This is a genomic window from Segetibacter sp., assembly GCF_025963695.1.
GTDB lineage: Bacteria > Bacteroidota > Bacteroidia > Chitinophagales > Chitinophagaceae > Segetibacter.
The window spans coordinates 117,594-137,945 of sequence record NZ_JAOQAH010000047.1 but is presented as its reverse complement, the minus strand read 5'-3'; the positions used below and the strand labels follow the sequence as shown (position 1 = coordinate 137,945).

The following is a 20,352-nucleotide window of genomic DNA, read 5'->3' as shown; positions in this document are numbered from 1 at the left end:
TTTTTTCAAAGATAGTAATATAAATGAACAATGATAGTATAGCTATCTTTTTTGATTGCAAAACTTTTGTTTACTTTTGAACCCGTCACAATTATCAGTTTCAAAATATATAGAAGTACCAGATGGATGTAGAGATACATATAAAAATGAATGAAAAGCTTTTTGTCAGAAATCCTGAACAAACAGATTTAGGCAAGAAGATTATTAAAAACAGTATCGAACTTATTCAAGGCGGTGGATTTGAAGCGTTTACCTTTAAAAAACTGGCAGAACATATTGGTACTACTGAGGCGGGTATTTACCGTTATTTTGAAAATAAACATCGGCTACTCATTTATATCACTGCCTGGTATTGGAGCTACTTACAGTATAGGGTAGTTTTTGAAACTAACAACATTGACGATCCTGCTGCAAAGCTTAAAAAAGTCATTCAACTACTAACCTCTACCGTTTTAGAAGACGAAAGGGTAAAGCATATCGACGAAAAACTGCTTCATGAAATAATAATAGCCGAGGGGTCAAAAGCATATCTAACAAAGCACATTTCAGAAGATAACAGGGACAAATTATTTAAGCCATACAAAGACTTATGCTCGGTTATTGCAGAATTTATTACTGCTTCTAACCCGGCATATAAGTTTCCCCATTCATTAGCGAGTACTATAATTGAAGCTGCTCATAACCAAAATTTCTTCATGCACCACCTGCCGTCCCTGACTGATTTTGCAACAGAAAAAAGTGAAAAAAACATTGCATTGTTTATAGAAGAAATGGTCTTTAATACTATTGGAAGCGGACATTAGGGTTACAGAAAAATCAGTTCAATATTTGCGTAAAAGTGTTAAGCACTGAGTTTATTGCCCACCGAAAATGTCCCCCCTTAAAATATTTTTGATTATATCACGTGCCGGCAAACAGTGCTTTACTAGCCTGCGTTGACGTATGAAGTGAATTGATAGTAAGGATTATAGCTACGCGTTGTTCGGCACGGGCAGCCATTTGCATAGTTGCGAACTAAGCCAAAGCGTTTTATCCTTCGACTATCTCGAGATCCAATTAAGCTTTACTTGTTGCCTAAACTTCTTGTTTGAACGCGGGGCAAAAGCAAATAAAATGAAGACATATTCAATCCTTTTCATTTTCTTAATGAAAAGTTCCGCGAAGCTTGAAGAATTTTTAAAAAACAAGCTGGCAATTGCACTAACGGGTGTAACATTAAAAGACTTTATATCAGCCATAGTCGCATCTGCTGCCGACATCATTATATCCATCGTATCCCCCTTTTGAATCAATAGCGGTCCTTAAAAATGAGGTTAATGCCAGTTTAAAAAACTTATTATCTTGCTTTTAATACAACGAAAAAATGTATGAGATCACATGAAATGGAAAAAGTGACTTCTCGGCTACCAATTGATGAAAGCATTGGACTACAGAACAGAGCCAGGATTATTCAACAAATAGGGATAATCATTATTTTCATAGTTATGGTTATGGCAGGGCTTGGCCTATTTGGGCAGGGCATTTTATCAAATAAAAAGGTAGAAGCAAATGGAAATATTATTACCTATGAAAAATTTGGACGGTATGGCGGGGAAAGCAAATTAGCATTTGACCTGGCTGCTGCCAATGACACCGTTGCTCAAATAGCCATACCTGCTGCATATTTTGAGCATTTTAAAATTGAGACCATAGTACCTGAACCAGATAAAACAAGTATTATTAATAAGGAATTTATTTTTATATTCAATGGTGGTGGTGCTAAGCAAATTACTTTTTTTCTGTCTCCGCATGAAACCGGAAGCTTAAAAGCTACAATTAAAGGCAATCAAACAAATTTTAATTTATCACACTTCATCTACCCGTAATATGAATCCTCTTTTAAGAGCCGCTGCCATTTACATGTTTCTACTTTTTATCTTCCGCATATTAGGTAAACGCAGTTTAGCTGAAACAAGCTCGTTCGATTTTGTGTTGCTGCTAATAGTAGGCGAAGCAACCCAACAAGCACTATTAGGTAATGATTTTTCTATTACAAATGCCCTTATTCTTATCACATCTCTCATAGGCATCGATCTTGTTCTTACAAAAGCTAAAGGGAGGTTTACATTTTTAAATAAACTTATTGAAGGTTCGGCTCTTATAATTGTAGAAAATGGAAAAATGCTAAAAGTTAGGATGAAGAGGTCGGGTGTGGAAGAAGAAGATATCTTAGAAGCAGCAAGACAACTTCATGGACTTGAACAAATGGAACAGATTAAATATGCTGTACTCGAAAAGAGTGGTGAAATCTCAATTATCCCTGCTGATAAAAACAGTTCCCGTGGGTGAGTGGCTACGGGATTTTTAGGAATGCATTTTCGGCCTTCAGATCCAGAATAACTATCCCGTATCGGGTAGCTTTAATGAATCCCCTGATTTTTTTTTGTATAAACTTTAGTAACGATGAATGAGTTTATTGAGTCGAGAAGAAAAACTTTTATTGTTTTACGTAATGTAGTCACAGTTGTAACTGTATTTGCTCACGTCCTTTAGTAGGTGATAAAACGTTTACTGGAAAACAATGGTTTAGTATAACCCTTTGTTGAATCATCTATGACCAGAACCCAATCATTTCCATAACCTGCATTTGAAGGGGTAAAAACCTGCTGTCCGGTATTAGAGAAGCGGCCAATGTCTTTGCTTTCGCCGTTCTTAGGATTGTACCAGAAAGCAACCACCTCTTTGCCTGCAATTTTACCCATATTCACAGTAACCGGTTTACCCTGCGAGCTATACACAAACAGGTAATCTTTTCCTCTTGTCGCCTGTACCCGGTCATTCGCGCCCATTGCATCTTTAACCAGCGTTTGGTCGGGTATGCGGTCAAGCATTGGTCTTGATTCCATCAAACTTCTTAAATATTTCATTTGCCCTGCTCCCGGCAGATCAAGGGCAACATACCAGGGAAAGTGGGGGCCATTGATAGGCGTACGGTTAGGAGCATACATTTGCCACACATCGTGACAGCCATAAGTATGGCCAAAGGCACCGGCAAAAACATCGAGGTAGGCATGTTTGCGAATATCGTAAGCACTTGAGGTGCCCAGGTCTTTTGCGTTGAAACAAACAGGATGGTCCTCGTACAAAGGCTCACCGTCCAAAACAGGTTTAACTGGCGTCCGGTTATAAACCACTTGAATTCTGTCCCAGATATTGTTTTCACGACAGTGCCCTGTTTGCAACATGTTCAAGTCAAGCCATTGGTCGCTATGAAAGTATGCGGATGAACCCCCTTCATCCACCCCATTTGGCTGAGGATGAAAAGTCATTACAGCTTTATTGGTTCCGCCAACGCCTTCTTCAATACCCGCTGCCATTGAGCGCCAAATCGCCTTTGCTCTATCATCAGGAACACGGTCGCCGCCCATAATCCAAATAATATTCTTTTTGTTCTTGTAGCGATTACCGATCCATTTGCCATAAACCTTTGCATTGTCAACATTAAAGATTTCCGGTCCGGCGCCCCACCTGTCTTTAAAAACCTTATCGCCCCAGGTTGGCAAAAGACCCACGTACAAGCCCAGTTCTTCAGCCTTGTTTATAATATAATCTACATGCTGAAAATAGGCTTCTCTTGGTTTTGTAGGATCATCGTTTTCAAGTGGTATTTCGCCGTAAGGGTTCGGGTCGTGAAGGCCATCAAGTTCGGCCAATGCTACAGCCTGAATTACTGTAAAACCTTTATCTACCCGGTTCTTCAAATATTTGTCAGCTTCTTCTCGCGTTAAGCGGTGAAACAATTCCCAGGCTGTATCGCCTAACCAGAAAAATGGTTTTTTATCAGCAGTTACAAGGTAGCGTTTGTTGTCGCTTACTTTTAATTGTGCGATTGCGTTTAGAGTGAGTAATAATGAGAAGCAGATCGTTAATAGTTGTTTCATATATATGAATAAGTAAATATTTTTTGGCTTAATAATACTCTGTTTTTTCTTGCGGGGGACAAGCATTTGTTTTTCATGGGCGACATAGTTGTGTCACTCACTTGTACTTTTCTATTTTTATTCGCCGACAGCAAAAACTACCAAGGCAAACCGATGTTGAAGAAACTGAAATGTAGACTTAATGTTCAATAATCAACGTTTAATAACAACTTTAAACAGTACTACCCACGCAGAATAAAGATTTGCGGTAAAAGTGAGTGACACAACGATGTTGATGCCACAACTTTTAGCCCGTCTACAAAAAAAAGCACTTCAGCCTTTACAACAATCATCTATTGGCGATGTTTCTTACCTGTTGTTTGATGTCATCCATCTCAAAAATATTTTGCCCGTAAGTAGCTTAGCCTGCGTGCATATTTCAAAAGCTGCATCAAAAAAAGTACCCGCACTTATTTACACAAAACTGCCATCTGCATGCGTAAATGGTGCAAAACAAAAATTCCTTTCTGCCGCAAGCAGCCCCCCTAATTCTACTATTTTGCATACCCTTCCCTCGCTACTTCAGTGCATGCATGGGCCTATCTCAATCATCGCGGGCCCCAAAATAGCCATCTGTTCAAAGAGTAATAAGGTGCGTTTTATGGATGGGCGTATACCTTTCTTTGTAACGTAGTTTGGAAAAACAGTGCCCCTCTTTGTTTACCAAATATGAATCCTGCTCTTTTCAGGTAAATACATGGTATCGCCGGGCTGCACATTAAATGCCGTATAAAAATGCGGAGCGTTCATCAAGGGGCCATTTACGCGCCACATTGGAGGGGAATGGGGGTTATTATTAATCCAGAGGCGCAGAAATTCATCTTTCATCTTTACCCGCCAAATTCGTGCAACGGAAATAAAGAACCGCTGGTTAGGAGTATAGCCATCAACGTGGGTGGTGTCCTGCCCTTGTTTGGTCATTTTAAAAGCATCATAAGCTATGGCAACGCCCCCTATGTCCGCCGCGTTCTCTCCAACCGTCATAGCCCCTTTCACATGTACGGTATCCAACACAGTAAACTTGTTATACAAGTCGACCACCTGTTGTGTTTTTGCTTTAAACTTTATATAGTCATCTTTCGCCCACCAGTTTTTCACGTTGCCTTCTTTATCAAACTGTGCGCCCTGGTCGTCAAAAGCATGTGTTATCTCATGACCGATTACCATACCTATACCACCATAGTTTAGGGCATCATCGGCGTTGTTATCAAAGTAGGGCGATTGTAAGATGGCTGCCGGAAAAACAATTTCGTTAGCATAAGGATTGTAATAAGCTGTAACGGTTGAAGGCGTAGTAAACCATTCACTCCTGTCAACTGGTTTATTCAATTTAGCCATTTGAAACTGGTAATTATTCAGTGTGGCCGATACAACGTTCTCAAAATATTTACCTTTTACAATATTTACGTTGCTGTAATCTCTCCATTTATCGGGATAACCAATTTTCTTCGACATGGAGAACAGCTTTTCTTTTGATTTTTGTTTGGTGCTGTCGCTCATCCAGTCCAGCTTATCTATTCTTGCAGCTAATGCTTTTTGCAAATTATTTACGAGGTCCAGGGTGCGCTTTTTAGCCTCTTCCGTAAAATATTTTTTTACGTACAATTGCCCAAGCGCTTCGCCCAACAATTGATCAACTGCACTTGCCATTTTTTCGCCTCGTGATTTTTGCACAGCCTGTCCTGATATTACTTTATTAAACTCAAATGCAGCGTCAACAAAAGGTTTGCTCAGCACCTCTGCATAGGTATTTATAGAGTAAGCCTTCAGGTAAATTCTCCAATCGCTGATGGAAGTAGTTTTTAATGCTGCATTCAGCTTGTCGTAATAAGCAGGTTGCGATACATCAATAGAATCGGTCTTTGCACCTAATTCATTTAATACATTTTGCCAGCCTATGTTCGGGTGTCGCTTTACAAGCGTTGCAACCGGCATCTTATTATAGTTTGCATTTACATCGCGTAGTTCTATGTTCGTTCTATGTGATGAAGCAAGCTGTTTATCTATCTTGTAAACAATAGCAGCATTTTTTGCTGCAGTTGACGTATCGCTACCTGTAAGTTGAAAGAGTTTAGCAAGATATGTTTTGTACGCTTGCTGAATTGCAACGCCCGGCACATCGGTTTTGAAATAATAATCTCTTTCCGGCAAACCAATACCTGTTTGATAAAGGTGGGCAATATTCAGGCTACTGTTTTTATTATCTGGCCCTACACCAAAAGCTAAGAAAGAAGTATTTGATGCCTTTCCTTCATTGGCGGCAAACCTAATTAACGAAGCAACATTGCTGATACTGTCTATACGTGCCAGTAAGGGCCTGATAGGTTCATAACCGCGTTTCCCGATCGCGGTTGTATCCATGCCTGATGCGTAAAAATCTCCCAGCTTTTGTTCAATGCTTCCTTCGGCATTATTAGCTTTCGCAACGCTATCCAGAATGCCCTGCAAACGCAGGCGTTGCGGATAGTTCATAAACATATATGCTCCCACGCCTGATTGCGAAGGAGGTATTTGTGCCGAATCGTACCATGTTTGATTGACATACATGAAAAAGTTATTACCCGGTTTAATGGCAGAATCGATGCCCTGTATTTCCGCAATAGTTGCATCGGGCGCGTTATTGCATGCAGTTAGCGAGAGCAATACTGCAACAACAAAAAGTGATCTCTTCATAAGCTGGCGCTTTGTGCGATTTTAGTTTTGTTATTGCCGAAGTTAATTGTTCCGGTCGTTTTATATAGATGAAAAATTTGGGGCTATTGGTATCGGTGTTTCAATCGGTCGTACGCAGTGTACTTGAGTGTTCTTAAGGCAGTATTGCTTTTCATTTGCCTCACTGGTCAAATACATACGCAGAGCAGCTGAAATTTCATGGATAGCCGGGGGACGAACATTAGTACTTCCAGCGCGCTCCGGTTGTGTCACTCACTTGTACTTTTATACCGGTATGCAGCCACTATAACAGCCGCTGGCAGATCTGAAGAAGTTAGCCAAAACACCGACTTTTAATTTTGCTCCATGTTTGGTGAAATGCATTTTGCAACTCTATTTTTATCTAGTTCTGCCATAGTTGCCTTAGCAGAGGCCTACTGCTACACTCGTGTAACAGAATTTAAAAGCATTGGCGTTATTACCTTCCACTTACCAGTTACTCCCAATTAATTACCTCTTGTACTATTAAAGCAAGTCTAGCTTTAAGCAACTAATACATTTGCGCTCTGTTTGTACTTACTGCTAACAATTTTGCCCCCAAAAAATGCTTTTATAGTGTGCTAAACCGCTTCTATAACAATCATAGTCCAGCCTAAAAAATATGCTGGTCCTGCCCTATCAATTGCAAGCTTTATCATTAAACCACTTATTTAAATCAAATTAATAAACGTGTTATAAAAACACGTATCAAATCTTTTTACCCCGTTACATCAAAACCAAAATTATATGCAACTAAAATTCCTGCAAAAACGAATATTAGACAAGCTGCTTGTCACCATAGCCATCCTTCTATCCGTTCAGTCCTTTGCCCAAGACAAGCATACAATAAGCGGAACTGTGAAAGACAAATCAACAGGTGAATTGCTTATTGGTGCTTCTATTAAAATCGCCGAATTAAAAGGTGGAACAGTAACTAATTCATATGGTTTTTTCTCCATTACCCTTCCCAAAAACAAGTACAAATTAATTACAAGTTATGTTGGTTTCAATGCTTCTGAAAAAACTGTAGACCTATCTAAAAGCAATGAATTACTAATAGAATTAACGCCAATATCTGAGTTAGAAGAAGTAGTAGTAATCAACAGAAAGAAAAATGATAATGTTACTAAAGCATTAATGGGTGTAGAAAAGTTAGACATGAAAATGATCAATCAACTACCTGTTCTTTTAGGAGAACGTGACGTTTTAAAAAGTATTCAATTACTTCCGGGTATAAAGAGTGCAGGAGAAGGCAATAGTGGTTTTTATGTTCGCGGTGGTGGTGCTGACCAAAACCTCATATTGCTTGATGAAGCACCTGTTTATAATGCTTCTCACCTACTCGGTTTCTTCTCTACTTTTAACTCAGATGCCGTTAAAGATCTTACGTTATATAAAGGTGGTATGCCGGCACAATACGGGGGCCGTTTGTCAAGTGTGGTAGATATAAAAATGAAAGATGGCAACAATAAGAACTTCGACGTAAGTGGTGGTCTTGGTGTTATATCATCCCGCATAAATATAGAAGGACCCATAGTTAGAGATGAGAGTTCATTTATCATTAGTGGACGACGTTCTTATGCAGACGCCTTCTTAAAGTTCTCTTCTGATTCTGCCCTTAAAAACAATAAACTATACTTCTACGATTTAAACTTGAAGGCAAACTATAAATTGGGAAAGCGTGACCGCCTTTATTTGTCTGGTTACTTTGGCAGAGATGTGTTAGGCTTTGGAGAAACATTTAGTACCGATTGGGGTAACAGCACTGCAACCCTAAGATGGAATCATGTTGTCAATAATAAAATCTTCAGCAATACTTCGTTGATTTATAGCGACTATAATTACAACATTCATTTTAAAACCGGATCTGATAAACTTCTCATTACTTCTCAAATAAAGGATGTAAACCTAAAGCAGGATTTTGATTACTTCATCAATAACAATAGTAAAGTAAAGTTTGGTGCTAACGTAATTCGTCATACGGTTTCACCAGGACGTGTTGAAGCAGATGAGACATCAAATATTAAAAGTACTATAGTTGAAAATAGAAATTCATGGGAAAGTGGGTTGTATGGATCGCATGAATTAGCTCTCGGCAATAAACTCAATATTGTTTATGGTATTCGGCTAACCAATTTTACAACTATAGGTCCAGGTACATTTTATACTTATGATAAAGATGGTAATAGAAGTGGCGCAGATAGTTTTGGCAAAGGGCAATCAGTTGCCAGTTATTGGAACGTTGAACCCCGTGTTAGCTTCAGTTTTCAGCTCAATGCCAGTAAATCAATCAAGGCTTCATACAATCGCAATGTTCAAAACCTACACCTATTAAGTAATTCGGTTTCTTCTTCACCAACAGATTTATGGCTTCCTAGCAGTAACAATGTAAAACCTGAATTAGCAGATCAATTTTCTGTTGGCTACTTTCAGAATTTTAAAAACAATCAATACGAGTTAAGTGTCGAAACGTATTATAAAGCACTTCAAAACCAGGTCGATTATCGCAACGGAGCAAGTCTCGAGGCAAACAATAATATCGAAAGTGAGTTACTGTATGGCAAAGGCCGGGCCTACGGAATAGAACTATTTGTAAAGAAAAAATTTGGCCGATTAAATGGCTGGGTAGGTTATACGTTGTCGAAAACAGAAAGGAAGTTTGAAGGAATAAATGATGGCAATTACTTTAATGCAAGACAAGACCGCACACACGATGTAAGTGTGGTAGGTATATATAAAGTAAATGACCGATGGTCACTCTCAAGCACCTTTGTTTATAGCACTGGCAATGCTGTTACATTTCCCGGCGGTAAGTATCGTGTAAATAACCAAACTGTTTTTTCCTATACTGAAAGAAACGGACACCGAATGCCTGCCTATCATCGCTTAGACTTTGCTGCAACCTTTGAGGGAAAGCGCAACAAAGGACGGAAATACCAAAGCAGCTGGACCTTTGGATTGTACAACGTGTATGGTCGTGAAAACGCTTATATCATTCAATTTAAAGATGCCCCTTCAGACCCTTCTAAAACAATTGCCGAGCAGGTTTCCTTGTTCAAATATGTGCCAAGTATCACGTGGAATTTTAAAATATAAAACAGATAAAACTGTACTAACGCAAAGAAAAAAAAGGAGTAGTAATTTTATGAACCTGGCAATATAGCTACTATTAAACATTCTTGCGTCGCACTCTTGTACCAAAAATAAAAAATCGTCAAGTTCAATTGGCAGGCTTTAAAGCCCCTTCAGGTCTTTGGGGTTCCACTTCCGTCGCACACTGTACAGGTTATACTTTATTTCACGCCAAAATAAAAAGCAACTAATTAATTAATTCAACTATTTAATATTTCTAAAATGAAACAAGTTCTTATATCTATATTTTTTATTACAGCTTTATTAGGTTGTAAAAAAGAAATCAACGTTGATCTGCCAAATGCTTCTCAACAAATTGTTATCGAAGCTACTGTTACCAATGCCACCTATGCTCAGGTTACTATTAGCAAAAGCGTCGCATTTAGTAATAGTAACACTTACCCTACAGTATCAGGTGCTACGGTAAACATAAGCGATAACGGAGTAAACTATCCACTAACAGAATCAAAGGCAGGCACATATTCCAATAATTCTCTTATTGGCGTTCCCGGACATACTTATAATTTATTGGTAAAAGTGGAAGGAAAAGAATATAGTTCAACTTCGATAATGCCATTACAAGTTCATCTAGACACATTGCTTCTGGAAAAATTATTTTGGGGACATGAATCTGTATGGGTAGTAAAGCCTCAATATTCCGATCCTGCAGGTTTCGGTCATTATTACATGTTTATTGAAACAATCAACAGTAAACAGTTTCCCCAATTTTGGGTATGGGATGATAGAATTGTAAACAACAGCATAAGCACTATTCCCTTAATACAAAGTGATAGCACTATTAATGTAAACGACACTATTGAAATTGAAATGAGATGTATCGATAGAAACGTTTTTAGATATTTCACCGCACTGCAAGGTTCGCAAAATAATGCTACAACACCTGCTAATCCTGAAAATGAAATTACCGGGGGAGCTTTAGGTTATTTTAGTGCACATACCACCCAAAGAAAAAAGGTGAAAGTGCAATAACGCCAACCAACAGATGAGAAGTTGCCGCCGCTAGTAAAAATACTTTTTCATATTAATATAACAACAATGCAAATAAGAACTGAAATTTTAATCAAGGCAAAGCCAGATAAAATATGGGCAACCTTAACTGATTTTGAAAAGTATCCCGGTTGGAACCCGTTTATTAAATACATAAAAGGAACAGTAAAAACAGGTAGCAAGATTGAGATACGGATAGAACCACCTGGAGCAAAAGGAATGGTTTTCAAACCCAGGGTACTTGCCTTTAAAACCAATCAAGAACTGCGATGGTTAGGACATTTGCTTTTCCCGGGATTGTTTGACGGGGAACATTCCTTTAAAATTATCGACAACAAAAATGGAACATCTTCTTTTATTCATAGTGAAGATTTTAAAGGCATGCTTGTCCCGTTATTTAAAAAGCAATTAAATACGAATACAAAGAGAGGATTTGAATTAATGAATGAAAAACTGAAAGAAATAGCGGAACGAAAATGAACATCTAAACCTTTCTGAATCATTTATTTTTTCTCTTTACTGGCTTTTTTAAAGCCATTTCGTTGTCGTCTAACTCCTGGCCAAAGTCAGGCATGCCGTCCTTAGTCCACCTTAAAACCCTGGCGCGGGTGTTACGATTAGGGTCGTACAGGGGTTCGCCCTTGATGTCTTTATAATCACGCGCATGATAAATCATAACATCAGTTTTGCCATCTTCGGCTACAGTAAAGCTGTTATGCCCGGGACCATAACGTTTAAGAGCTTCGTTAGTAAAAAAGACGGGCTTAGGTAATTTGTGCCACGAGGCTGTATCCAGGAGGTCTGCACTTTCTTCAGCCCAAAGTAGACCTAAGCCATAATTATAATCAGTGGCACTAGCCGAAAATGTAACAAACACCTTTCCATTACGTATAAGTACGGCGGGGGCTTCGTTTACTTTATGTCCTATTCTTTCCCAGGCAAATTCAGGCCTTGAAATTACTATCTGTGTGTCACCAAGTGTAGTGGGACTGGTCATTTTAGCAAGATAAATACCTGTGTTTACTTCCTTGCCAGATGCGCGGTCTACCCACAGCATATACCGTTGATCTTTATGAACAAAGGTGGTGGCGTCCAGCGAAAACTCATCCTTTATGCTTACAATCTGACCTTCCTCCTTCCATTCTCCCTCCATAGGATCTTGCGAAGGATTGGTCAACACATACTTGCGGATGGCCCATTTATCCTCCACAGAACCGGCTGCAAAATAGATGTACCATTTATCATCTATTCGATGAAGTTCTGGTGCCCAGATATGGTTACCCATCGCACCTTTATCGTGTTTACGCCATACTATCACCGGCTGGGCTTTCTTTATGCCGTTAATGGTTCTTGACTTGCGTATTTCAATACGATCGTACTCGGGCACAGTAGCGATAAAGTAATATATACCGTCAGCTCCTTTCCACACATGTGGATCTGCCCTTTGCACTGCTATTGGATTATTGAATTGGTTCTTCTTCAATTTTTGACCTGAAACTGCAAATCCGGCTATAAATAACGCCGCAGTAAGGGTAATTCGTACAACTTTGATAAAGTTCATATGGTTTGTGCTGGTATTATTTAAACTGTGTTGTGGTGGTAACAGCGTTTTATAAAATTAGATGTAAAACACATAGCTCATAATAACAGAACACTCTTTCCTTGACTTAACAGGACTTTAAGTTCTTGTAAACTGACTTCAGAAAATCCTGCTAACGATATTCTTAAATCAAATTTGAACCGGGGCTGCGTCAAATTGAAATGGACCGGCAGCAGCATCAGAATTATAGCCACCTTACAGTACCCGTTGTAATTTGAGGGCAATCGTAAGTCAGAACCGCTACTTCCTTTGAAACCAGCGCAATATGTTCGCTGTCAAATTTTATCATTACTTCAAGCTTAGGTCTATTTTCCCTCGAATCTTTGCAGCAGTACAGCCAAGATGATGATCAATCCTTTAATAACCTGTTGAGCGTATGAAGCAACATCCATCAGGTTCATGATGTTGCCTATCATACCTAAAATCAATACCCCTAAAAATGTATCAACAGCAGATCCTTTTCCTCCCTTTAAGTTGGTACCGCCGATCACAACAGCAGCAATCACATCCAGTTCCAGTCCTACACCCAGGTTAGGAGAGCCTACTCCTGTGCGGGCTGTACCAATTAAACCGGCAATGGCTGCCAAACCTCCTATAACCGCATACACACTAAATTTATACATCCATATTCTTACACCCGACAAACGTACAGCCTCTTCATTACTGCCAATAGCTATTAAAATTCGACCGTAAATATTATATTTCAATAAAACCCACGTAACAACAAACGTGAACAAAAGAATGATGGCCGGGTTGGGGATACCGAGTAAACTACCGCTGCCAAAATCAGTGAGAGCAGTAGCAGACTCATCCACCATTACGGGTGCCCCCTTTGAAAAGATAAAACCGAGTCCCCGGGCAATGGTCATAAGGGCCAGGGTTGCAATGAAGGGTGCCATCTTTTGAACGGAAACCAGGTAACCTGAAATACTCCCCGCCAGTATGCCACACACTAACGATGCAGCTACAGCAACCGGCAGCGCAAGCGTTTGGGTAAACAAAGCACACAATACCCCAACCAGCGCTACAACAGAACCTACCGAAAGATCAATACCACCTGTTAAGATTACCAGCAGCATGCCCATACTAATGATGCCTACCGGAGCCACCTGCCTTATCAGGTTTGACAAATTATTTGCTGTAAAAAAAGCATCCGATGCGAATGCTGAAACTATGAGCATTACCAGGAAAATAACGCCAGTATTATGCTGTATGGTGAATTGTAGAATTTTTTTGATAGGCGAGTTCATGTCTATAATTCAGAAAGTGTTTGAAATTATTGCAGTTGCAAATGTGACACTGATGTTAGCTTGCACCGATGGCGTAGCGCAGAATGTTCTCTTCATTAAATTCATCTTTTTCCAGCGTCCCTTGTACCTTACCTTCTCTCATAACAAGTATCCAGTCACAGATACCCATCAATTCAGCTGTCTCTGAAGAAATAACAATCACTGCTGCACCTTTAGCGGCAAGCTCGTTTATCAGGTTATAGATTTCTATTTTAGCGCCGACATCAACTCCCCGGGTAGGTTCGTCTATGATAATCACTTTACAGTCTCGGTTAAACCATTTTGCCAACACCACTTTTTGCTGATTACCGCCGCTTAGCGAGCCTACAGGCGCATTTTCATTTACAGCTTTAATGGCCAGTTTCTTTATTAATTCCCTTGATTTTTTATTTTCTTCTCCAAACCTCACAAAACCCAACTTGCCCGTAATACCTCTGAAGTTTGCCAACGTAACGTTGTGTTTAATCGACAATGGAAGAAGAACGCCCTGCCGCTTTCTATCTTCGGGCACCATGCCAATGCCTTGCTTCACCGCATCTGCAGGTGAACGAAAATTTACCTTCTTACCTGATACAAACACCTTTCCTCCAGACAGTTTATCTGCAGCGAATATGCCCCTCACTGTTTCGGTACGACCGCTTCCCACAAGGCCTGCAATACCAATAACTTCACCTGATCGCACACGGAGTGATACACCTTTCACCTTACCAGAAACATAAATATCTTCGACCCTTATCACCTCTCCTCCAACTACCGCATTTCTCGGGGGGAACATTGCATTTAAAGACCTACCTAACATCAATTTGATAATGGTTTCTTTGTCGGTTTCGGCAACCAATAAACGCTGTGTAGAAATTCCATCTTTTAAAACAGTTACCCTGTCGGCAATTTTAAAAATTTCACTTAAATGATGCGATATATAAATGATCGTAACCCCTTCACTTTTTAGTGTATGTAAGGTTTCAAAAAGCTTTTGCACCTCGGTAGGCCCGAGAACAGCAGATGGTTCATCAAGAATCAATACTTTCACTTTTTCAGATAAGGCTTTCGCTATTTCAACAATCTGCTGCTGCGCAATACTGAGACTGCTTACCCTGACTCCCGTATTTATATCGAAGCCAATATTGTTAATGATAGTGGCCGCCTCCCTTTTTAATTTATCCCACTTCATCCAGCGACTTCCTTTACTCAACTGGTTAAAAAACACGTTCTCTGCAACTGTCAAGTCGGGCACCAGCGAAAACTCCTGGTAAATAATCCCGATTCCCAATTCCTTGCTGTCGTACGTGTTTTTAATGTTTACTTTTTCATCATCAATAAATATTTCACCTCCATCTTTTTGCAGTGCACCAGACAGTATTTTCATCAGGGTAGATTTACCTGCCCCATTTTCTCCCATCAGTGCATGTATTTCGCCGGGTGCTGCTTTTAATGTAACATCTTTCAATGCAGCAACACCCCCAAAAGCTTTTGAGATATTTCTTAATTCAACCCTGTTCTCAATGTTTTTCCCAGGCATAAATTAAAATTGATGTAGCAGGTTATATAATTCGCGTCGCCTACAAACGTGTAATGATTTTTTGGGATCCGGGCTATTGAAATTCTATTTAACATCCTTGCGTCGCACTCTTGTACTGAATATAATAATCAGCAAGCACTACTTGTGCCACTCATGCAACACTTATCCTGCGTCTACTGTATAGAACTAGAAAATCGCCTTTGCATCGTAAAACTTATTGACTTCCCCCACAGAGATCAATACCGGCGGGGTAAGAATGACCTTATCGAGGTTTTTGTCACCATTTAGATATTTCACAACAGACTCTACAGCTAACTTCCCTAACCCCATCGGACTATTAAGAGCAGTAGCTTCATACTTACCTTGCTTTATTAGTTCTAAGGCTTCTTTCTGGCCGTCAAATCCTACCACAAGAACGTTGTTTGCTTTTCCGGCCTCATTCAAGGCTTTTAAAGCACCCAATGCCATGGCATCATTTTCTGCCATTAATACATTTATTTCAGGATGAGATGCCAGTATATCTTCCATAGCCTTCAGTCCGCCGCTATTACTCCATCCACCCCATCCTTGTGATACTATGGTCAGGTCAGCATGTCCCTGCGTTCTTAACTGGTTTTCTGCAATACCCCTGATAAAGCCGAGCCGCTTTTCTCTCCCGACAGGGCTTCCCTGCGCTCCGCTAATAATGGCAGCTTTAATTTTTGTTTTACCCAACTTATCGGCAATCCACTCGCCTACCATCTCTCCGTTGCCCTGGTTGTTTGCAAGTATAGAAGTAATATACTGCGCCGAAGGCTCAATATAACTATCAACAATAAAAACAGGTATACCGCTTTTTACCACCTGGTTTACAGTTGGTACCAGCGCTTTAGAGTCCAAAGGATTTAAGACCAGTATATCTATTCCTTTTGCAACCAGGTCTTCAACAGCAGTTATTTGTTTTGCAATATCACCTTGTCCGTCTACAGAAATAAACTTCATACCATATCCTTCTGTTGTGTTTTGGATAGACTTTGATAAAGCGACGTAAAAAGGAGCGTTCAGGGATGGTGTGCAATAACCTACTTTAATTTGCGACAGGTCTTTTTTGCTGGCTATTGCGGCATCCTTTGTTTGTTTTCCTGCATCTGCCGATTTTGGCTTACACGATGGCAGCGTGCATAACAGTACTGCCAGAAGGAGTAATAGGAAACTTTGAGTTACGGCTAAACGTGTTTTTTTCGGATTGGCAAGTAGCATGCTTATTTTTTTAAAATGAATTCCGTGTATTGAAATCGTTAAAAGGGGGTCATCAATGTAAGGGTTTTTTTACAGGACTCAATACAATTTTCAGGACAGCGCGTCACGTCCCTCCCCTGTTGGAGAATAATAATTTGTTTCTCCTTTTTTTAAGTGAAATATCTGTGTGGTGGCTGGCTATGGCAACGTGGAGTTAACCGAATATTATATAAAATACAAAGAGGCTGTCTCAAAACTAATGAAACGACCTCTTTTATTCGGATCAGTATAACCTGCATTCCCTTCAATTGATTTAGTCTTCAGCATTCAATCTGGACAGAAGTGATAACGAACCAGGATTACAAGCTTTTGGATTACAATTAATAAAATAAGTGATAGAAAAGACCCGTTTCCGCTTAAACATACTACAACTAAAAGTTGCACCAGCCGCAGCAAAGTAAGAAACTTGTTCAAAATCGAGCTATGTCGGTTGCAAATTTTTCCTGGTTATGGGTTGCTCCTAAGACGCGCCCACCCGGGCGTTAACTTACTTCACAGGACCGTTCTGATGTGGCAACAAACAAAAAGCCTCACAAAACATATTGTTTGTGAGGCTTTAGTGACATTTCACTGCTTAGAAGTGAACTGGCTGGGACTCGAACCCAGGGCCCATACATTAAAAGTGTATTGCTCTACCAACTGAGCTACCAATTCTTCCGTTTAACTACTTAAGAGCGTTTACCCTTTTTCGTTTTGGGAGTGCAAAAATAGGAGTACGAAGATTACCAGCCAAATTTTTGAAAAACATTTTTACACTTTTATAGATATTCCTATTCCTCTTATATGTCCCCTAACTCTGTTACTTTTGCGAATTCAACAATAGTCAATGTCATATTTTGCTAAGAAAGTAGTAGTCGTAACAGGTGGAAGCGAAGGCATTGGAAAGGCGCTTGTAGAGCTTCTATTAGAAAGTGGAGCACGGGTTGCTACATGCGGGCGGAACTATGAAAAATTATATCAGCTTCAAACTGCTAATGCAGGAAGACCTTTGCATATCGGAACTGCCGATGTTAGTAAAGAATCAGATTGTAAGAATTTCATTAATTCTGTTGTGGAGACATTCGGCACCATAGACATTCTTATAAATAATGCGGGCCTTTCGATGCGGGCGTTGTTTAAAGATCTGGAGCTGGATACCTTAAGAACTTTGATGGACGTTAACTTCTGGGGTACTGTTTACTGTACCAAATTTGCTTTAAGCGAAATAATTAAAAATAAAGGAACTGTTGTTGGGGTTTCTTCGCCGGCAGGGTTTAGAGGATTGCCCGGCAGAACGGGTTACAGTGCAAGCAAGTTTGCCGTAAATGGGTTTTTGGAAGCACTGAGAACAGAACTTTTAGACGATGGCGTAAATGTGATGTGGGTTGCTCCAGGTTTTACAGCAAGCAATATTCGGAATGTAGCTTTGGATAAAGATGCCAGGCCGCAAAAAGAAAACCCCATGAATGAAGACAAACTGATGAGTGCAGAAGAATGTGCGAAGTATATTTTGAAATCTATAGAAAAAAGAAAAAGAACACTTGTGCTTACGCTGCTGGGGAAAACGAGTCTTCTTTTAAATAAATTTTTACCTGGGGTTGCTGATAAGATGGTTAGAAAATTTTACTTTAAAAATGGCAAACTGGTGAAGTAGGAAGGCGGATAGTTGACAGAGAGCAGCGCCCTTTCAACTATTATGTTGAACGTTTAGTTTGAGTACTAAACTTGGCTTCTCCGGTTTCGGTTGATGATGTTCAACATTTAACAACGCTGATCTTAAAACAAAAAGTACAAGTGAGTGACACAACGATGATGCTTGAAAAACAAAAGCTGATAAACAAAAACAACTAAAGAAGTTATACCAGATACAGGAACATAAGTATGTCTATAATAACCCTAACTACAGATATTGGCCAGCAGGATTACCTGGTAGCTGCCGTGAAGGGTCAGTTATACAGTGTGAGTGAAAACCTTACTATTGTTGATGTTTCGCATCAGCTTTCTTCGTTCAATTATCCCCAGGCTGCGTACTTCTGCTGCAGTGCTTTTAGCCATTTTCCTTCGGGAACTTTTCATATTGTGCTCGTTAATATGTTCGATCAAAAGCCTAAGCAAATGCTTTTGGCTTACCACAATAATCAATACATTGCCTGTGCTGACAATGGGCTGTTAACCATGATTATAGACGGACCACCTGAAAGAGTGGTGGCATTGCCTATTCCTGAAGGAGAACGCCCTACTACCCTAACATGTACACAGGTAATTGCTAATGCGGTGTGGCAGATATTGGCCGGAAAGGACCTTGACTATATAGGAGAGTCTAACATTACAATAGTTGAAAAACTGCGCCTCAGATATGTAAATAGTCCTACCACCATGGAAGGACAAATCTTATATATCGATAATTTCGAAAATGTAATCGTAAACATTACAAAGGCCGATTTCGACAGGGAGAGAAATGGCCGCAACTTTAAAATTGTCTTTAAAAGAGATGAGGTTATTGATACGATCAGTGAAACCTATGCCTGTGTACCACAGGGCGAAAAAGTAGCGTTTTTTAATTCTTCCAATTATTTAGAAATAGCCATCAATAAAGGCAATGCGGCAGGTTTGTTTGGTTTGCAGGGATTTTCTGAAGCCATGCAAAAACAAAGCATTTCACTTCAGAACAAATGGTTTTATCAAACTGTAAAAATCTTTTTTGAATAATGCTGGTTAGAATGGTTAAGATGACTTTTAGGGCAGATGCTGTGGAAGCATTCAAAGTATTTTTTGAAGAACGAAAAGAAAAGATAAGAAACTTTGAAGGTTGTACCCATCTTGAACTATGGCAGGATAACCATGACCAGAACATCTTTTTTACCTACAGCAACTGGCAGGACGAAGCTGCCCTGACTCATTATCGCAATTCATCTTTCTTTAGAGACACGTGGCAACTAACCAGGCCAATGTTTTCAGCAAAGGCTGAGGCATGGTCCGTAAATCAGTTGGCGATTTTACCTTAGTTGTTATATTAAACACCCATGAAAATTTTGCTGAAACCGCTGCAATGGATTTATTGTGTATATGCTTTGTTGATGTTTATAGCCATCATGTTTGTTGCCGTTCCATTCGTTATTATTGCTTCGTTTTTTGGCAGGGTTAAGGGTGGCAATTTTATTTATAAGGTGGTGAAGGCCTGGGGATTCTTGTGGTACTTTATAGTAGGCATAAGACATAAGAATATTTTTGAGGTAGCGCATGATCGTTCAAAGCAATACATTTTTATTGCCAACCATATTTCATATATGGATATTCCACCGGTGGTAATGGCATTAGACCAACCTGTACGGATACTGGCAAAATACGAAATGTCGAAGGTTCCCATCTTTGGCTACATTTATAAAAGTGCAACCGTAATGGTTAAAAGAAACGATGCGGATAACAGGGCTCGGAGTGTGCTGGAAATGAAAGAATTTATCCGCCGGCATATTTCAATTTTTATTTTTCCTGAAGGCACTTTAAATGATACCGGAAAGCCGCTGAAAGCCTTTTTTGACGGAGCATTTCGGATAGCTATTGAAACTGAAACGCCTCTAAAGCTTGTCTTGTTTGTGGATACAGTAGACCGCCTGCATTACAGCAGTATTTTCACCCTAACTCCCGGTCCGTGCAGGGTAGTTTTTTTAGATGAACTGCCTGTTACCGGTCTTACTTTGAATGATTTGCCTGCATTAAAGCAGAAGGCTTATGATCTTATGGACGCTGGATTGAAGAAATATCAAAAATACCCCAAAGAGGTGTAAGGGGAGGAGAATATTGTTTGTTATCAGCAGTTGTTCTTATGGCAACATTGTTGTGTCACTCACTTTTACGCCTAACGTCTATTGAACCTTTTTTCATTTGGTTGAATAGTCC

At 39.7% G+C, this 20,352-nt stretch carries 18 protein-coding genes and 1 tRNA gene; 12 read left to right on the top strand and 7 right to left on the bottom strand.

Annotation, left to right across the window (positions count from 1 at the left end):
- Positions 1-122: 122 nt before the first annotated feature.
- The 4 genes from JWR87_RS08475 to JWR87_RS08460 all read left to right on the top strand — a co-directional run bounded on the left by JWR87_RS08475 (position 123) and on the right by JWR87_RS08460 (position 2,328).
- The gene (locus JWR87_RS08475) at positions 123-803 is read left to right on the top strand and encodes a TetR/AcrR family transcriptional regulator (protein ID WP_297818281.1); all 681 of its coding nucleotides are present in this window, start codon (positions 123-125) and stop codon (positions 801-803) included.
- A gap of 310 nt (positions 804-1,113) precedes the next feature.
- Entirely contained in the window at positions 1,114-1,287 is a 174-nt protein-coding gene (locus JWR87_RS08470) for a hypothetical protein (protein ID WP_297818277.1), read from the top strand.
- 80 nt (positions 1,288-1,367) lie between these two features.
- On the top strand, positions 1,368-1,865 hold the full coding sequence (locus JWR87_RS08465; RefSeq protein ID WP_297818275.1) for a hypothetical protein: 498 nt from the start codon (positions 1,368-1,370) through the stop codon (positions 1,863-1,865).
- 1 nt (position 1,866) lies between these two features.
- On the top strand, positions 1,867-2,328 hold the full coding sequence (locus JWR87_RS08460) for a YetF domain-containing protein (protein WP_297818272.1): 462 nt from the start codon (positions 1,867-1,869) through the stop codon (positions 2,326-2,328).
- A gap of 200 nt (positions 2,329-2,528) precedes the next feature.
- On the opposite strand, the gene JWR87_RS08455 is transcribed toward JWR87_RS08460, so the two are convergent.
- Positions 2,529-3,920, bottom strand: a complete 1,392-nt coding sequence (locus JWR87_RS08455; protein WP_297818269.1) for a glycoside hydrolase family 140 protein — start codon at positions 3,918-3,920, stop codon at positions 2,529-2,531.
- 274 nt (positions 3,921-4,194) lie between these two features.
- Here JWR87_RS08455 and JWR87_RS08450 point away from each other — a divergent pair, with 274 nt between their 5' ends.
- Positions 4,195-4,593, top strand: a complete 399-nt coding sequence (locus tag JWR87_RS08450; RefSeq protein WP_297818266.1) for a hypothetical protein — start codon at positions 4,195-4,197, stop codon at positions 4,591-4,593.
- Positions 4,594-4,619: 26 nt separating this feature from the next.
- Here JWR87_RS08450 and JWR87_RS08445 read toward each other — a convergent pair whose 3' ends face one another.
- Positions 4,620-6,632: a M13 family metallopeptidase gene (locus JWR87_RS08445; RefSeq protein WP_297818263.1), complete on the bottom strand. Its 2,013-nt coding sequence runs from the start codon at positions 6,630-6,632 to the stop codon at positions 4,620-4,622.
- Between the two features lie 765 nt (positions 6,633-7,397).
- Here JWR87_RS08445 and JWR87_RS08440 point away from each other — a divergent pair.
- From JWR87_RS08440 to JWR87_RS08430, 3 genes are all read left to right on the top strand, one after another.
- Entirely contained in the window at positions 7,398-9,746 is a 2,349-nt protein-coding gene (locus JWR87_RS08440; RefSeq protein WP_297818260.1) for a TonB-dependent receptor, read from the top strand.
- Between the two features lie 258 nt (positions 9,747-10,004).
- Positions 10,005-10,772 carry a DUF4249 domain-containing protein gene (locus JWR87_RS08435; RefSeq protein WP_297818257.1) on the top strand — a complete coding sequence of 256 codons (768 nt, stop codon included), beginning with the start codon at positions 10,005-10,007 and terminating at the stop codon, positions 10,770-10,772.
- 66 nt (positions 10,773-10,838) lie between these two features.
- The gene (locus JWR87_RS08430; protein ID WP_297818255.1) at positions 10,839-11,270 is read left to right on the top strand and encodes an SRPBCC domain-containing protein; all 432 of its coding nucleotides are present in this window, start codon (positions 10,839-10,841) and stop codon (positions 11,268-11,270) included.
- A gap of 19 nt (positions 11,271-11,289) precedes the next feature.
- Here the strand turns inward: JWR87_RS08430 and JWR87_RS08425 are convergent, their stop codons facing one another.
- From JWR87_RS08425 to JWR87_RS08405, 5 genes are all read right to left on the bottom strand, one after another.
- A complete protein-coding gene (locus JWR87_RS08425) occupies positions 11,290-12,351 on the bottom strand; it encodes a glycoside hydrolase family 43 protein (RefSeq protein ID WP_297818252.1) in 1,062 nt (353 codons plus the stop codon).
- 344 nt (positions 12,352-12,695) lie between these two features.
- Positions 12,696-13,640: an ABC transporter permease gene (locus JWR87_RS08420; protein ID WP_297818250.1), complete on the bottom strand. Its 945-nt coding sequence runs from the start codon at positions 13,638-13,640 to the stop codon at positions 12,696-12,698.
- 55 nt (positions 13,641-13,695) lie between these two features.
- Positions 13,696-15,198: a sugar ABC transporter ATP-binding protein gene (locus JWR87_RS08415; RefSeq protein WP_297818248.1), complete on the bottom strand. Its 1,503-nt coding sequence runs from the start codon at positions 15,196-15,198 to the stop codon at positions 13,696-13,698.
- A gap of 186 nt (positions 15,199-15,384) precedes the next feature.
- Complete coding sequence (locus tag JWR87_RS08410; protein WP_297818245.1) at positions 15,385-16,437, bottom strand: substrate-binding domain-containing protein; 1,053 nt, start codon at positions 16,435-16,437, stop codon at positions 15,385-15,387.
- Between the two features lie 620 nt (positions 16,438-17,057).
- A tRNA-Lys gene (locus tag JWR87_RS08405) sits at positions 17,058-17,130 on the bottom strand.
- A gap of 172 nt (positions 17,131-17,302) precedes the next feature.
- Here JWR87_RS08405 and JWR87_RS08400 point away from each other — a divergent pair.
- The 4 genes from JWR87_RS08400 (at position 17,303) to JWR87_RS08385 (ending at position 20,240) form a co-directional block, all read left to right on the top strand.
- Positions 17,303-18,109 carry an SDR family oxidoreductase gene (locus JWR87_RS08400; RefSeq protein ID WP_297818242.1) on the top strand — a complete coding sequence of 269 codons (807 nt, stop codon included), beginning with the start codon at positions 17,303-17,305 and terminating at the stop codon, positions 18,107-18,109.
- Between the two features lie 227 nt (positions 18,110-18,336).
- Positions 18,337-19,164: an SAM-dependent chlorinase/fluorinase gene (locus tag JWR87_RS08395; protein ID WP_297818239.1), complete on the top strand. Its 828-nt coding sequence runs from the start codon at positions 18,337-18,339 to the stop codon at positions 19,162-19,164.
- A complete protein-coding gene (locus tag JWR87_RS08390; protein WP_297818237.1) occupies positions 19,164-19,460 on the top strand; it encodes an antibiotic biosynthesis monooxygenase family protein in 297 nt (98 codons plus the stop codon). Before JWR87_RS08395 ends, JWR87_RS08390 begins: the two co-directional genes overlap by 1 nt.
- Positions 19,461-19,478: 18 nt before the next feature.
- Positions 19,479-20,240: a lysophospholipid acyltransferase family protein gene (locus tag JWR87_RS08385; protein ID WP_297818234.1), complete on the top strand. Its 762-nt coding sequence runs from the start codon at positions 19,479-19,481 to the stop codon at positions 20,238-20,240.
- Positions 20,241-20,352: the final 112 nt, after the last annotated feature.